Source organism: Shewanella sp. 10N.286.45.A1, from assembly GCF_041470405.1.
GTDB lineage: Bacteria > Pseudomonadota > Gammaproteobacteria > Enterobacterales > Shewanellaceae > Shewanella.
Genome location: NZ_JBFRMK010000219.1, coordinates 1 through 15,415 on the forward strand (window position 1 = coordinate 1; position 15,415 = coordinate 15,415).

Consider the following 15,415-nt stretch of genomic DNA (forward strand, 5'->3'; position numbering starts at 1 on the left):
GTTTACCGGACGCTTACCAGCATGAGGTCTTTTGGCTTTCATTTTACTGGTTGGAATTATCCAAACACCGCGCTCATGATCCACTTCGCGCCACTCCATACTGAATACACAGCTTTTACGTTGACCAGTCAACAGTAGCAATTTAATCACATCTTGATAGATCTGCTCTTCATGGTTGAGGGCTTCGAGCAGATTTTTAACTTCAAGCTTGCTCAGCACACGTTCGCGTTTTACATCTGCGAGTTTTTTGATCTTGGCAAAGGGATTGAGTTCTTGCTCGTTAAACATCGACTTCATTAACGACAGACATTTATTGCGGATTGGCACCGATTTACTAATGAGGATTTTTTTTAGTAGGTTATTTGCATCGAGTGGGCTTATGTCGCCAACTTGCAGATCGGCAACTCTAGGTTGAAGATGGGCTTTCCAGAGTGACTGAATATCACGTAGGGATTTTGGTCGCCGTTCATTAGTCTTAACCTTTAACTGAAACTCGACCTCAAACACATCGAAAAGCTCTTGAACCGTCATAGACAGCTCGCGTTCTAATTCAGCTTCTCGTTTTTGTTTACGCTTAGCCTCGTTAGGGTTAACTCCCTCTGAAAGCTCTACCGCAGTTTGTTTGGCCAGTTTTCTGGCGTTCTCAATTGTGAGGTTAGGAAACTCACCAAAGGTCACTGAAACGTCCCGCCCTAATCGCTTGCGGCGAAAGCGAAAAAACTTGCTGCCAGAGGGCATTATCTCAAGAATGAGCCCTTTTACAGAGTCTCTTTGATTAGCATCTTGAATTCTATATCTTTTTTCAAGAGGCTCTAACTGCTCGAAACAACGTTTTGTGAAACTAATTTCTTTATCCATAAAGACTTAACCTCGAATCCTGTGCCGCCTATGTGCCGCCATAGGAGATAGTTTTTATCAATTTACAGTAATTTTGATTAAAGTCAAAAATCAAAATACTCATGTAAGATATTGATAAATAAAGATTCATTAACTTTCATCAATTTTGGTTAATGTCGCCAATCCTCGCCTGTGGGGAGACCATATACAAGCTTTTGTATATGCGATTACAAAATAGTAAATGTTAGTCTTTCACTACCGTATGTAATTCCTGTTAGCTATTTCGTCTATTGCCTTACTTTCATCTTTAGCTACCTTCCAGCCATTTTTCAGTCAAAGCGACTAAACTTAACACTATATCCGCCAAATAGAGTAAAGATCTCAAGCTTGATATTTACCTATAAAAAAACCTCCAAGTGGAGGTTTTATTCTCTATAGGGATAATCGCTATTGGAACGATTAAAGCCAGTAGAGACTAGCTAGATAAACGTCGTTACAGAGTATTTTTCTTTCTATCGATTTCAAGCAATGCCAGCATTAGTTCTTTCTCTTTAGGCGACAGTGACTGCACCGCCTTTTTGACATTCTTTTGGTAGCGATCCAAGGTCACTTTGTCATTGGCAATCGCCGCATCAAGAGTTTGTTCATACTTACTCAGTAGGCCATTTAGCTTTTCGGCATTTTTCATATTAGTCATGTGAGCGCTGTAGGCTAGATATAAAACGGCAGCTAGCGTGATCAGGCTAAACACATCAAATTCAAAAGAGAAGCGCTTGCTCTTAGTTTCCGTTGTCATAGTTATTATTCCGTAATCATTGAAAGTTTAATTTTTATCATTTCAGCTTGCTTTGCGGCTTCGCTGATTGCTTGGTGCTCTCGCGCATTAAAAAATTGAATGCAGGCAAATAAAACACCGACCATAAACAGCAGCACTAAATTCTTTGTCAGCCACTCTATAATCTTATTAGAAATACTTTTTATCATAGGACAGCCTTACATTTAGGAAGCTCTTGGTAATCGAAGAAATTGACATTAATAGAGTCACTGATCATCTGTGCATCAACAACACCGAGCACAAAGCAGCGGTATTTTTTATTGCGCTCTAATTCAAGCAAAATCAAGTTATTCTGCCCTTTCTTATTTAGGGTATTGAGCAGTGCTAAAGTGGATGCATTACTATTGAGGTAAGCAGCCATATTCAATTCAAGCTTCTGCATTAATGATTGTTTACCGATATTGCCTTGGCTCAGTTGTAACCAATATTGTGGATCGTCATAGTTAGAGGAGAACTCTTCAACCAACCCTTTGACATCAGGTTTATAGAAAAACTTTTGATCCGCTAGTAAACCAATATCGGAATTTTGCATGAAGTTAGGCATATTCACTGCAGCCACTTTCTCATTTTCAAGCCGTACGCCCAAATACGCACCAACATTCATGTCTTGTTTAAGCACGGTAATATTCGTGTCGAAAGGTTTAATCACCTCACCGAGCCCGAGACTTTTAGGTAAGAATACTAGCCAGTTATAGGCAAAATCATCATAGCTTCTTAATAGATGCTCGTCATGATCAGTGATAACCTCAGTTGGCGCACCTTCAGTGTTGTCTGCTTGAGACGGTGGCTGATATTTAATGACTTTACCGACTAACCTAACAACCTTAACATCACGGTAGGTTTGGAAAATGCCATTTTCAATATCAAGTACATAACCAAAGCCGATAGTGAAAAACTTATCGAAAGGGTCAACCGTACTGAATGCTTTTGCAAAATTGCCCATCATAGTGTGATAAGCATTTTTGTTCGCGATAGAGGCGCCTACAGGCAAGGCAAATGCCAGTATACCGGCAAGCATTGCCAGCGTTAAATACCCCTTATTCTTAGGCCATAAATACACCGCAAGCTTAATAAACAGCAAAAATATGGCTAATAAGCTCGCAGCTATACTCATAGGTGGGATAACCGCTAGCTTAACGGCATCTTTTCCTAGCATGAACATGCTCCCTCCAGGCGAAAATGCCGCAGTGGCCGCTGTAGAGGTCACCATTTTAATAAAGGAGATGTTGTCCTGTTTGTTGAGCCATAATTTCTTATATTTACTCTCAGAAATACTGGGGCTAAATTCTGCTAAATAGTAACTCCCAAGGGTTTTCTGGGCGTATTGGGTTACTTGTGGCAAACGAGCAAAACCCACTCGATCTAAACGAGGTTTAGCCACTGCAAAGCGAGAGTTTTTACGGTACTCAGCCCAAAGCGCTTTAGCACGGCCCTTGTACTTAGTTTCAATCGCCTGATGCAAGGCTCTTTCATCATTAAAACTCCAGTTATCAGCAACCTTAACGCCCTGTTCTTTAAATTGAGAGACTGCGATTTTTAATGCCCGAGATGACCGATTGTACTCCTCATACTCCATCTCTTCTGGAATACCGTATACGCGGTGAATATAGTTGATCCGGCCACGTTCAAACATTGCCATGAGGTAATACTTGGACTTAAGCATCTTGGCAACGGTGATATCGTCAGCTGTTAAATAAACGCCAAACGATTCTCCCGTGTCGTATTTAAGCGTCGTCAGGTATTGTGCAAAATCGACTTTAAGTTGCCGACGGCATGCTGAATTACAGTTTGAGCTAAAATAATCATCTTTGACTGAGCTATAACCCTTTCTAATCGCGTTAGTAGAGTCCTCTGCGACCTCTTTTTTATAGTTATCGGCATCTAGCAACGCCTGTGAATAGCTTTTCCAATGGTTATTTATTTTATCGTTGGCTTTATTCTGTAAAGTAACTCGCTCTCGCTCAATCAACGAGTAATTATTCTCTTTCTTTAGCGCCTCAAGGTAACCTTTACTCGCCTTTTGGTAACTTGCCAACTCCTGCTTATAGGTGCGGTCAAACTGCCTAATTCGAGGAATAGCGTCTTTAATGAAATACTCTTCTTGGCGATTAAGTAAGAACTGATCAGCCATGTTCTCTAAGTTGGATTCAATCAGCTGATTAAATCCGCTAGAAAAATAAGCCAAAGATGGAATAAGCGCCACCATCAAATCTCTACGTTTCGGGTCGCTAACAATCTCATCAAATTGCGGGAATCCTTCAATAGCAACGGTTTCAGCTAAGTACGCTTCTTTATAAACAATGGCCCGCACTGCGCCCAGTTTCTTCTCATTTGAAGTTGTATCGACAACACCATCGACCGCAATCCGCAAGCAAGGGATAATTAATGCCCAAACAACCACAAGCAATAGCGGACGAAAAACTCCATTTATAAGCCGAGCAGTTTTAGGTGTTAATGCTGTATTTGCGATTACTTTCTGGCTTTTATCACGAATAAGTAAATTAAACTGTTTGGCTGGAATAAAAGTGGCCACCGCCAATGCTAAACCAAATCCAGACAGGGTTCGACCAAACAACTCTAGCCGCTCTGCCGTAATTAGATGCTCCCCAAAAACAGCTTGGATCGGCTGCGCATACATATCAATCAATAAGATGTTTAGCGATAACTCTAAACAGACATAAACGATAAATAGACCGAGCAACATCCAGATTTTTGCATGATTTAAAAACTTACTTTGCTTCATTTCTGTTTCTTCATAATGTATTTTTTCGTCGTGGTGACTGTTTCGCCATCTTGTTGTCTATCTATGCAGTACTGATAATCTTCATCGCCTTTCTTTAGCAAACTACAGCGATTATTCGGCAGTTTGTCATGTACACGGTAACTTAGTTGCTGGTTATTAATGCTCAGATATTGCCCTTGGCTGAGCAGCTGTTGCTGCTCCGGTAGGCGGTTAAAATCAGCATTAGATGGTAATACGCTCGCAAGTAAAACCGCATCCACTTTCAACGGCGCTGCTGTCACGCTTTGTGTTGGTGACAAAATGGCATGCTTGTTAGCTTGCATGCAGGCTGTTAACGGCTGCGAGTCGACGACGATGGCGATAGGGTCTGCAACGTCAAAGCTGTCCATGGTCATAATCATACGCTTACGCGCATCAGAGGTTTTCTCAGTCGCTGCTATGAAGGCATGGGATTGCGACGCCGCTGTGGATAGTGGCTCAACAACCAAATTATTCATTAATGCAAAGTGCTGTTTATCGACGATAAATTGCAGTCTATGACCTAGAAAAAGCGTTTTAGCGGTCTGTGCTAAGTCAATCAAACTGGCGCTATCTAAACCGGGGGCTGGCCGAATAATGATGACATCTTGGCGCATCATTTTGGGCGTTAAGCTTGCAGCGATATCTGTCAGTTGTTGTTGGTTGTTGACTGCCGAAAAGTCATTATCGGTATCCACCACCAGCCAACTACGATTAACTTGCGCAACATCGATATAGAAACCAGATAATAGATCTTGATGCTTGCCTATGTACTGAGGAAGATTGGTTTGAGTGACGCGATAGAAAAGCGCAGCATTACAAACGCTCTGATTAATAGGTAATACTTCACCCGCATCAGTTACGCTCAAATTTCGATACTTTAGCGCTTTTTGTAAGTCCTTGTATTGGGAAAGGTGACTGGCATGAGCAGATAAAGATCCACTTACAGTAATAGCGCTGGTGTATTGATCAGGCCTTTTATCGACCGCACAACCCCAGAGTAAAAAAATGAGCAGGCAATATAGCCAAACTGTCCTTAGTAACGACACAAAAAGTCCCTCTTTAGTTTTATGTTGGCAAAGTAATACACCTCCTAAAGAATTGCAATGAATAGTAATGAAATGAGTGCGTTAAGTATAAAAACTGTGCGCCAACAAACAGGTGAATAATAAACGAACGACAAAGGATGATTGACTGAACTGATGATTGCTAAAACGATAGCAATCATCAATAAAGTGCCACTGTATGGCTGGCACTTTATTGTGGTTTCTTTACTGTGGGTAGTGCTTTATTTTTAAACGTCAACAATAGCCGTTACCCTTGGCTAACTGTTGATTTTAAATTGCGCACTTAACGAACTCAGTTGCTGCGACAATTGTTCTATATGTTCGCTCGCGGCAGCGACCTGTTCAGAACCCGCTGCATTTTGCGCCGCAGTATCATTAATTGCTGTGATACTTTGGCTTATCTCTTGGGCCGCTAACGATTGTTGGCCCGTGGCCGTTGCTATCTGCTCTGCATTGGCTGAGATACTTAGCATCTCTTCCATTGCAAGCTGGATAGACTCTTTGCTGCTAGCGGCAGCTTGAATCGTCTTTTGAGTATGCTCGCTGCTCTGCTTCATCACCGTGACAGCATTTTGTGTATCTAACTGGAGTTGCGCAATCATCTCTTCGATATCCGCGGTAGATAGCTGTGTTTTCTGCGCCAATTGACGAACTTCATCGGCAACAACCGCAAAGCCTCGTCCCTGTTCTCCTGCTCTAGCAGCTTCAATCGCTGCGTTAAGGGCTAATAAATTAGTTTGCTCAGAGATCCCTCGGATGACCTCTAAAATAGAGCCGATACCTTGGCTTTTTGATTCAATCTCTGCAATGACTTCTGTGGCGGTTCCCACCTCATCAACCAGCTCATGTAGCTCTTCAATCGTATTGCTGACATTGTGGCTGGCAAGCTTTGATGTCTCTGTGGCGTTATTTGACAAGTCAGCCACTGAACGGGCATTTTCAGAAACACTTTCGATAGTTTCTGACATTTCATACATAGCTGATGAGACTGTTTCAATGCTCGCTTGCTGCTCTTGTAAGCTAGCACTAGCTTGCACACTGGTGCTACTGGTTTGTTCGGCTGCACTTGATAACTCTGAGGTTACATGAGTCAAAGCTCCCATCATGCGAGTCAAGCTCTGCGTCATTGAAACCATAGACGCGTATACGCCAGTATGGTTAGAGCTGCTATCGAAGTGAGTCGTCAAGTCACCCTCGGCTATCTTGCGGGTTAATGATTCCATCTCTGCAGGCTCGCCACCTATTGGTTTAAGTATTGATTTTGCAATAAAAAAGGTCACCAAAATGATCCCGGCAACCGTTAATAAACAGATAATAGTGATAATTGTTTGCAGGTAATTTAAAGCTGCAAAGGCTTCAGACTCATCAATCTCTGCCAGTAACACCCAAGATAAACCCAGAAACTCCACAGGGGTATAAGATGATAAAACTGGGTTACCGTTATAGTCGATAATGATATCTGTACTCGATTCACCTCTAAAACCTGCGCTTACCGCTTCTGTTTGAACGCCATTATTTCGGACGTTTCCGGCGAAACTTGCAACAACAGAGTGTCCGATAGGATCTAAGAAAGAGTCTGAACGCATCTTAAAATCACTACCAACAAGATAGGTTTCACCGGTATCGCCCATTCCCTGACGGAATTGCATGATTTGGTTTATTTTTTCAATTGATAATTGCAGAGCAATCACCCCTATGACTTTACCGTTAACCTTAATAGGTTCGGCGATAAAGCTCGCAGGTTCATTATTGCTGGGGGCATAAGGCGCAAAATCTTCTATTTCTACCTGCTGACTCATACCGACTTTTTGGAATAGTCGCCCTAAACCTGAGTTGTTATAAGGTCCAGACTTTAAATTTGTTTTGTAATCAGCTTCTTTTGCGACGCTATAAAATATCTCGCCAGCTTCATCAATAATAAATAGATCGTAATAGTTAAACTCTTTGATAAAAGACTTAAAAAAATCATGTTTAAGCTGGGCTAATAGCTCTGGCCTCAGCTCCGAATCGAGCTTTAAGTTATCTGACCATACGGTGTTAATTAAAGAGAGATCTTTCTGAGTTTGCAGGAAGTATTCTTCCAATTGGTTTTTCTTAATCTCTCTCATTGAAGTTAACTGATCGTAAGCTTGCTCTTCAATACTACTGCTGGCGATATACAAAGCAAAAAATGCAATGATGGCAGCGGGAACCATCCCCAATACAATAAACGAATATAGTAATTTGTATTTTAGTGTCATAGACGTATTTTTAATTATCCCTTTTTAATCAATTGATTTTCATGCAAATAGAAGTACATGGAAAGCAAAAGAATAATGTGCAATACAACAGAACGCCATCTTGCACATTGTATCCAATAATGCAGTATTGTAACTTGTGTCACCAAAAAAGTAGACCAACAGTGGCAAATGTAAAAAAATGAGCCCTTTATAAAGTCAAAATGAGATTTGAAAGGAACTTACGCTAAACTTGGGCTAAATAGTCTGCTTTAGCAGAGTATTTAGCTGCTGACTGTTAGGGTTAATACCCTTGTAAATTATGATGTTAATCGATTATTTATGCTTCTTTGGCATTTTTATACGGAAACAATATCCATACCGAATAACGATTTTTCATTGTTCGCCTGAGCTCATTATCGCAATTAAAAAACAAGCCGCTATATGCCCCTAGAGTTAGTTTGCGTATATAATGTCGGGCACTGCATGTTTAGCAAAATAAATTCAACAGAGAGGCCGTGTGTCAGACACCTATATTCCGTTAGCACAATACAAACGTAAGTGGATTTTCAACCACAAAGACTTACCTGTTACCGATGAAGATAAAGCGCTGATTAAGCCACTATCTCAAAAAGCGTCTATGGAAGTTTGGAATAAGTGGATAAGCAATAAAAGCAGCTATGCAGAACAATTTGGTAAAGGCGATTGGGCAGCTAAAGATAGTGCTTGGACAGATACAGAGCATTGGCAAAGTGCCTGGGACAGTGAAGAAGCCGCTCTTCCAGAGCCGATAGCGCTGCATATAGATTGGCAAGATAGCGCTAAAGTCTATTTTTGCTATGAGAAATACCAAGTTATTGAAACCCGTTGGGATGTATTTGTCAGGAACTGGAAGTGCTTCCTGTTTTTTGATGATGGTCCACTGCTTATTTCACCGAAACAAAAACAAGCAATTATGTTTTTGCAGAGCGGTCAGTACAAACTAGGCAACCGCGGATAAAACGCATCGATTTGAGGTTATTATGACATTACTTTCAAAACTGGCGCTTGCTACAGCGCTACTACTCCCGTTTACCTTGCAAGCTAAAGAGGTATCTGGTGTTCAACTTAATGACACTGTGACTCTGAACGAGCAAAACTTAGTACTCAATGGCGCTGGCGTTCGTAGTAAGTTTTTTATCGACCTCTATGTAGGCAGTTTATACCTTCCTCAAACTCTCGATAACACCGCTGCCGTTTTATCGGCTGACAATGCAGCCGTTAGGTTGAACATTACTTCAGGGATGATCACCGCTGAAAAAATGGCAGATGCGATTAACGAAGGTTTTGATGATGCAACTGATGGTAATACCACACCAATCCAGGGGCAGATAGATCAATTTATGGGATTATTCAGCGACGAAATTGTCGAGGGCGATCAGTTCACCTTATTAGCAAGTAAGGCGCTTGGTGTTACCGCATATAAAAATGGGGTCGCTCAAGCAACCATCAAGAGCGAAGCATTTCGTCAAGCATTGTTAAACATATGGTTAGGTGATGCACCCGCCCAAAAAAGCTTAAAGAAAGCGATGTTGGGCAAGTAATACCTTTTAAGCAAAACTGGCTTAGAATTTGTAAGTGAGATCCAAGGCCAATGCGCCTTGGCTTTCAATCTCTTCTTTACTGTTTTGCGGATTCAATTCAAGTTCGCCATTAAAGAAGTAACCAGCGTAACCGTTAACGCTAAATGATGAGTTAACCTTCCAACCGACTCGCGCAAAACTCACCCACTCGTCAATCTCCGCCGTCTCTTCATCATCAGCAATCAAGAAGCGGTTAGTTCTTTTAGATGTCCCTACACCAAAATCCCAATCAGGATTCATTGCATAACTGAGTTCAAGACCTGCTGGTCCACTAAACCCGGCAGAGAACGGATTGCCTAATTTAAGCTTATCGGTAATTTGCCAGTTAACGGCTATAAACGGCACCGTTCTTACCTCATCAATATCATTAAGGTAGCCCACACCAAAACCAATCATATTGCCGGAGCCAAAACGGTACATTGCAGATAGAAATGCACCATAGCTCTGCGCATTACTCAGTGACGCGTTGTCCGATGCTGCGTATTGGATCTTAGGCGCTAATATGAACATCCAATGGTCATCTGGGCGGTAAGACAAAGACACACTTGCGCGGTAACGCTCAATCTTGTCCCAAGTCTGTCGGCCTGCAATGCTGGTAGATGTCCAATCATAATCGAGGTTGTCGTAACCGAGCTTGGCGCCAATCATCCACTGCTTATTCAGTGGCATGCCGGTCTTTAAATCAAACATCCACTGATCGCGCTGTAATTCATTACCTTGCTCACCCACCTCTGCAGTTCCAGTGGCAATTCTCGATACGCTAACGCTTAACGGTGAATATTGTTTGCCGGGTTTGGCATATGCATATGACGACAGCGCCATAGTGGAGACCACCATTGAGGTCATTAATATCGGTTTTATTTGCATGCTAACTCCATTAGCGGAAAAGGCGACAATCTTTAATTGTTATTCTGACTCTAACTTACGTTTGTTAATGAAAATAGGATCACTTTGTAACAGAAAGAAAAGTTAACACTTAATTTATCTTATAAGCACTTAAGAACATTTCAACGCTACCACTAAGATATTCCTCTCTATCAGCCAATAGTTCAGTAATATCGAGCCCGAGCTCCTGCTTCATTCGCATCTCACCAAACATCAATAAGCAAAAGCGAACAGCACAATGATGAGGATTATCAAACTGGTAACCCCCTAATTCGGCCACCTTAATAAAATAGTCACTTAACAAGCCCAGTATGTTCTCAGGGCCGGCGCTGTAAAATAGTTTAGAGATCTCAGGATGGGTATCTGCTTGCGACACACAGGCTTTAAACACGGTTATCGCTTCAGGACTGGTGATCACCTCACCGAAGTGCTTAGCAAACATAGCCAAGGTGGTTTCAGGCATTGAAGGGTCTGCCAACATCTCATCATTAACGCCATGCATGATGCATTTAGATTCAATCGAAGCGACGAACAGATCATCCTTGCAACCAAAGTGGGAGTACACAGTTTGCTTAGACACACCCGCAAGCTTTGCCACTTCATCCATACTGGTATTTGGAAAGCCTTGTTCACAAAAAAGCTCTTTAGCAGCAAGCAAAATTTGATCTCTTTTTTGCTCACTACGGCTCATCACTGGAGTATTCATTGGCATTCACGCTCTTTTTAGGCTGCTGAAAAATATCAGTTAAGCCATTTAATCATAAAATGGACTGGACAGTCTAGTTCTTACAAAATAGACTAGACAGTCTAGTTTAACGTTTCCTTTACGCTGTGTTAACCATTAACTTAACCCAAACGGATTTTATAAAATGGATATTATAAGAGCTCTGACTCGTCGTAGTCTGGTTTTAAGCTTAGCTGCTATTAGCATACTAACTGCATGCCAAGACGCCCCTGTGGTAGCAACAGACACGCCGAGTTATCAATCCGTTAGTACCAGTGAATTAGTAGCTGAATCCTCTTATCCTTACTCGCAAGAATTTTCAGGCACCATTCGTGCGGGAAATACCACCGGAGTGGGTTTTGAGTTAGCTGGAAAAATTAATGCACTTTTGGTCGACAGTGGCGACAGTGTGGTACAAGGGCAACTACTGGCTCAGCTAGACACTCGATTATTACAAGCACAAGAGAATGAGCTAAACGCCAGTCTTGCACAAAATAAAGCCGATTTAGATTTAGCCACAGCAACCTTAAACAGAAGCTTAAAGTTGAAAAAGCAAGGCTACACATCAGAGCAGCAACTGGATGAGCAACAAGGTCAACTCGATAGTTTATTGGCCGCAAAAAGCCGCCTTGCCGCTTCATTCCAAGCCAACCAGCTCAAAATACAAAAGTCAGATCTCATCGCTCCTTTCAGTGGCAACATTAGTAAGCGTCGCCATAACCTTGGTGAAGTGATTGCAGTAGGAAGCCCAGTATTTACCTTGATTGAACACAATAATGTTCAGGCTTATATTGGCGTTCCAGTTGCGGTATCAAATAGCTTAAACAGTGGCCAAAAGGTTAGTTTGCGTGTGAGAGATAAGTTCTACCAAGCGACAATTGCCGGGATAGGCGCTGAGTTAGATCCTGTCACCCGTACCGTAGAGCTTCGAGTGACACTGCCTGCAGATGCAGACGTCATCAATGGTGAACTGAGTTACCTTGCTTACCAACACGCAATAGAAGCTGACGGTTACTGGGTGCCTATCTCGGCATTAACTGACGGCGTTCGCGGTTTATGGAACATCTATGTGATTAGCAACGATGATAAACAACGCGACAGAGTTGAACGCAGGGATGTAGAGATCATCTATACCGCAAAAGACAAAGCCTTTATAAACGGTGCCATTAGCGAAAATGAGTCATATGTTGACCAAGGCTTGCATAAGCTGGTCGCAGGCCAAATCGTGATCCGCCAAACTAGCTTAGCAACGAGGTAGTCAAGATGGTTAAGGCATTAGTAGAGAATGGCCGCTTAATCAGCTTGGTCATCGCACTGTTATTAGTGGCTGGCTTGGGCGCAATATCCAGCCTGCCGCGTATGGAAGATCCCGATATCACCAACCGCTTCGCTTCTGTAATCACTCACTATCCTGGTGCCTCAGCGGAGCGCGTTGAAGCGTTAGTCACCGAAGTACTAGAAAGTGAGTTACGCCGCCTAGAAGAGTTAAAGCTAGTTCAATCAACATCTCGCCCGGGGATCTCGGTAATTCAGCTTGAGCTTAAAGACAGTGTGCTTGAGACGGCACCTGTTTGGTCACGCGCCCGCGATATGATCTCAGATGCAAAAGGTCTGCTACCAACCTCAGCACAAAATGCCATTCTCGATGATAAAGTTGGCTATGCCAATACTGCGATTCTGGGCGTAGCTTGGCGCGGCGAAGGTGCTGTGCGCACCGACATGCTAAATCGTTATGCCAAAGAGCTTCAAAGCCGACTCCGACTGTTAAATGGCACCAATTTTGTCAAACTATATGGCCAGCCCACAGAGGAAATTTTAGTTCAGCTTGATGGCCATAAGGTTAACCAACTCCAGCTAAGTCCGAAACAGATCGCGCAGATTTTACATAATGCTGATGCAAAGGTAGCCGCGGGGGAAATTAACAATAATAACTTTAGAGCCCTAGTAGAGGTGTCAGGGGAGCTCGATTCCATGGCGCGTGTAAGAGAGGTTCCGTTAAAAGTCACCAGTACAGGTCAAATCATCCGTTTAGGTGATATTGCTAGTATTAGCAGGCAACCGAAAATGCCAGCCACCAGCATTGCACTGATTGAACAGCAACAAGGAGTGATGGTTGCCGCGCGTATGCTTAACAATACACGCGTCGATCTTTGGCTTGAAAAAGTGCGTCTTGTTGTCGATGAGATGCAAGCTGGGATCCCCGCCAATATTGAAATTGAATGGTTATTTGACCAAGAGCATTACACCACAGACAGACTGAGCGGATTAGTCGGTAGCCTGCTACTGGGCTTTGTGATAATTCTTGCAGTACTGATGTTAACCCTTGGCCTCAGAAATGCCGTTATTGTCTCGCTATCACTGCCACTCACCGCGCTATTCACCCTCGCCTGCATGAAGTATATCGGCTTACCGATCCATCAGATGTCAGTCACAGGTTTAGTTGTCGCGCTTGGGATCATGGTTGATAACGCCATTGTTATTGTTGATGCTATTTCTCAACGACGCCAACAAGGGCAAGATAGAATTCGCGCCGTGAAAGAGACCTTACAACATTTATGGCTACCATTGGCGGGCTCCACCATTACCACCATGCTAGCTTTCGCGCCGATTGTGTTAATGCCTGGCGCTGCCGGCGAGTTTGTGGGTGGTATTGCCATCTCTGTAATGTTCGCCCTACTCGGCTCATTTATTATCTCACACACCATCATTGCAGGACTGGCGGGTCGCTTTGGTGTTGATGGCAAAGGCACGCGCTGGTACCACCATGGTATAAAGCTGCCACTAATGAGCAATACCTTTAGGCGCAGTTTATCTTTTGCACTGTCTCGCCCGCTACTATCAGCCGTTGTGATCGGTATTCTCCCCGTTATGGGCTTTATTGCCGCGGGTAAGATGACTGAACAATTCTTTCCACCGTCAGATCGAGATATGTTTCAAATAGAAGTTTATTTAGCACCCCATGTCAGTGTCGACAATACTCGCATTCAGGTGGAGCTGATGGATAAAGCCCTAAGAGAAACTGATGGCATCACCCGAATAGATTGGGTGATTGGCGGTAACGCTCCCTCTTTTTACTACAATCTACTGCAGCGTCAACAAGGGGCGAGTCATTACGCCCAAGCCATGGTAAAAGTCAGTGACTTTGATACTGCAAATAAGCTTATTCCACAGCTACAAAAATCGCTCGATATTGATTTCCCACAAGCTCAGGTCATTGTAAGAAAGCTTGAACAAGGACCGCCATTTAATGCTCCGGTAGAGTTGCGAATTTTTGGCCCTAACCTCGACCAACTAAAACTACTTGGTGAGCAAGTCAGGAAAGTGCTCAGTGATACTACTGACGTTATCCACACTCGCGCCACTTTAAGTGCAGGCGCGCCTAAAGTCTGGTTACAGGTCAATGAAGATGCCAGTCTGATGAGCGGCTTGTCATTAACCGATATCGCCAAGCAAGTTGAAATGGCGACCACTGGAATAAATGGCGGCAGCATTCTAGAGCAAACGGAATCTCTACCTATCAGGGTAAGGCTGCATGACAGTACCCGCGAAGAGCAAACCAAGCTATCTGGATTAATGTTGGTGTCGGGCAATGGCAATGGTATTCCGTTGTCGGCCATATCAAGCAACAAAATTGAAGTAAGCCGCGGCGCAATTCCGCGCAGAGATGGACAACGCGTTAACACGATTGAAGCCTACATCACTAGCGGTGTACTCCCACAAGAGGTACTCAACCGCGCTAAAGATAAGCTTGATGCTATTGCATTGCCGGGAGGCTATCGCATTGAGGTCGGCGGTGAAAGCGCAAAACGTAATGAAGCTGTCGGTAATTTGATGTCAAACCTAGTGCTAGTGGTGACACTACTTTTTGCCACCGTTGTTCTATCTTTTAACTCATTTAGGTTAACCGCCATTATACTGTTTAGCGCGATGCAATCAGCGGGACTTGGCTTACTTGCTGTTTATACATTTGGCTACCCGTTCGGCTTTACCGTGATTATTGGTCTGCTAGGTTTAATGGGACTTGCTATCAATGCCGCTATTGTTATTTTAGCCGAGTTGGAAGAGGTTCCCGCCGCTAGAGATGGCGATAGCCATGTGATTGTTGATCTTGTTACCAGCTGTGGCCGCCATATCGGCTCGACGACCATTACGACTATCGGTGGTTTCCTGCCATTGATTATCGCTGGCGGTGGGTTCTGGCCTCCCTTTGCAATAGCCATTGCAGGTGGAACACTACTGACTACCCTTCTTTCATTAGTTTGGGTGCCAACTATGTACCATTTAATTATGCGCCCTAAAAAGAACACTATAAATACACCGATGGCAAATGTGAATACTATTTCTACAACTTAGTTTAAAATTCATTGTCACTTCGTAATTAAAAGATTGAACATAAAGCCCTCTCATTAGAGGGCCTTATTATATTAGACTTATATACACCTGAAAATTAGTGACTTATAACAGATCC

12 protein-coding genes are annotated in these 15,415 nt (G+C 43.0%); 4 read left to right on the forward strand and 8 right to left on the reverse strand.

The features are described from left to right. From AB4238_RS15990 to AB4238_RS16015, 6 genes are all read right to left on the reverse strand, one after another. A partial coding sequence (locus tag AB4238_RS15990) for a tyrosine-type recombinase/integrase (protein ID WP_372034325.1) occupies nucleotides 1-858 on the reverse strand: 858 nt, incomplete at its 3' end. Between the two features lie 472 nt (nucleotides 859-1,330). Next, nucleotides 1,331-1,633 carry a hypothetical protein gene (locus tag AB4238_RS15995; RefSeq protein ID WP_371992496.1) on the reverse strand — a complete coding sequence of 101 codons (303 nt, stop codon included), beginning with the start codon at nucleotides 1,631-1,633 and terminating at the stop codon, nucleotides 1,331-1,333. Nucleotides 1,634-1,638: 5 nt separating this feature from the next. Further along, nucleotides 1,639-1,821, reverse strand: coding sequence for a hypothetical protein (locus AB4238_RS16000; RefSeq protein ID WP_371992495.1), 183 nt, complete (start codon nucleotides 1,819-1,821; stop codon nucleotides 1,639-1,641). Then, nucleotides 1,818-4,415, reverse strand: coding sequence for a hypothetical protein (locus AB4238_RS16005; protein ID WP_372034326.1), 2,598 nt, complete (start codon nucleotides 4,413-4,415; stop codon nucleotides 1,818-1,820). Before AB4238_RS16005 ends, AB4238_RS16000 begins: the two co-directional genes overlap by 4 nt. Beyond that, a complete protein-coding gene (locus tag AB4238_RS16010) occupies nucleotides 4,412-5,302 on the reverse strand; it encodes a hypothetical protein (RefSeq protein ID WP_372034327.1) in 891 nt (296 codons plus the stop codon). The genes AB4238_RS16005 and AB4238_RS16010 overlap by 4 nt, the downstream gene beginning before the upstream one ends. Before the next feature lie 455 nt (nucleotides 5,303-5,757). Next, on the reverse strand, nucleotides 5,758-7,740 hold the full coding sequence (locus tag AB4238_RS16015; RefSeq protein WP_372034328.1) for a methyl-accepting chemotaxis protein: 1,983 nt from the start codon (nucleotides 7,738-7,740) through the stop codon (nucleotides 5,758-5,760). Nucleotides 7,741-8,236: 496 nt separating this feature from the next. Between AB4238_RS16015 and AB4238_RS16020 the strand changes: the two genes are divergently transcribed. Both AB4238_RS16020 and AB4238_RS16025 read left to right on the forward strand, forming a co-directional pair. After that, nucleotides 8,237-8,716 (forward strand): DUF2947 domain-containing protein, encoded by a 480-nt coding sequence (locus AB4238_RS16020; protein ID WP_371992489.1) that lies wholly within the window; start codon nucleotides 8,237-8,239, stop codon nucleotides 8,714-8,716. A 22-nt stretch (nucleotides 8,717-8,738) separates the two neighbouring features. Next, nucleotides 8,739-9,299 (forward strand): chalcone isomerase family protein, encoded by a 561-nt coding sequence (locus tag AB4238_RS16025; RefSeq protein WP_372034329.1) that lies wholly within the window; start codon nucleotides 8,739-8,741, stop codon nucleotides 9,297-9,299. 21 nt (nucleotides 9,300-9,320) lie between these two features. Here AB4238_RS16025 and AB4238_RS16030 read toward each other — a convergent pair whose 3' ends face one another. Both AB4238_RS16030 and AB4238_RS16035 read right to left on the reverse strand, forming a co-directional pair. Beyond that, a complete protein-coding gene (locus AB4238_RS16030; protein ID WP_372034330.1) occupies nucleotides 9,321-10,205 on the reverse strand; it encodes an autotransporter outer membrane beta-barrel domain-containing protein in 885 nt (294 codons plus the stop codon). 109 nt (nucleotides 10,206-10,314) lie between these two features. Further along, nucleotides 10,315-10,929: a TetR/AcrR family transcriptional regulator gene (locus AB4238_RS16035; RefSeq protein WP_372034333.1), complete on the reverse strand. Its 615-nt coding sequence runs from the start codon at nucleotides 10,927-10,929 to the stop codon at nucleotides 10,315-10,317. A 163-nt stretch (nucleotides 10,930-11,092) separates the two neighbouring features. On the opposite strand from AB4238_RS16035, the gene AB4238_RS16040 reads away from it, so the two are divergent. Beyond that, a complete protein-coding gene (locus AB4238_RS16040; RefSeq protein WP_372034331.1) occupies nucleotides 11,093-12,205 on the forward strand; it encodes an efflux RND transporter periplasmic adaptor subunit in 1,113 nt (370 codons plus the stop codon). 5 nt (nucleotides 12,206-12,210) lie between these two features. Then, a complete protein-coding gene (locus AB4238_RS16045) occupies nucleotides 12,211-15,300 on the forward strand; it encodes an efflux RND transporter permease subunit (protein WP_372034332.1) in 3,090 nt (1,029 codons plus the stop codon). Nucleotides 15,301-15,415 lie beyond the last annotated feature (115 nt).

Excerpts from the sequence above, each read along its gene's own strand:
- AB4238_RS15995 (WP_371992496.1), bottom strand. The coding sequence starts at position 1,633 with ATGACAACGGAAACTAAGAGCAAGCGCTTCTCTTTTGAATTTGATGTG.
- AB4238_RS16000 (WP_371992495.1), bottom strand. The coding sequence starts at position 1,821 with ATGATAAAAAGTATTTCTAATAAGATTATAGAGTGGCTGACAAAGAAT.
- AB4238_RS16005 (WP_372034326.1), bottom strand. The coding sequence starts at position 4,415 with ATGAAGCAAAGTAAGTTTTTAAATCATGCAAAAATCTGGATGTTGCTC.
- AB4238_RS16015 (WP_372034328.1), bottom strand. The coding sequence starts at position 7,740 with ATGACACTAAAATACAAATTACTATATTCGTTTATTGTATTGGGGATG.
- AB4238_RS16025 (WP_372034329.1), top strand. The coding sequence starts at position 8,739 with ATGACATTACTTTCAAAACTGGCGCTTGCTACAGCGCTACTACTCCCG.
- AB4238_RS16030 (WP_372034330.1), bottom strand. The coding sequence starts at position 10,205 with ATGCAAATAAAACCGATATTAATGACCTCAATGGTGGTCTCCACTATG.
- AB4238_RS16035 (WP_372034333.1), bottom strand. The coding sequence starts at position 10,929 with ATGAATACTCCAGTGATGAGCCGTAGTGAGCAAAAAAGAGATCAAATT.
- AB4238_RS16040 (WP_372034331.1), top strand. The coding sequence starts at position 11,093 with ATGGATATTATAAGAGCTCTGACTCGTCGTAGTCTGGTTTTAAGCTTA.
- AB4238_RS16045 (WP_372034332.1), top strand. The coding sequence starts at position 12,211 with ATGGTTAAGGCATTAGTAGAGAATGGCCGCTTAATCAGCTTGGTCATC.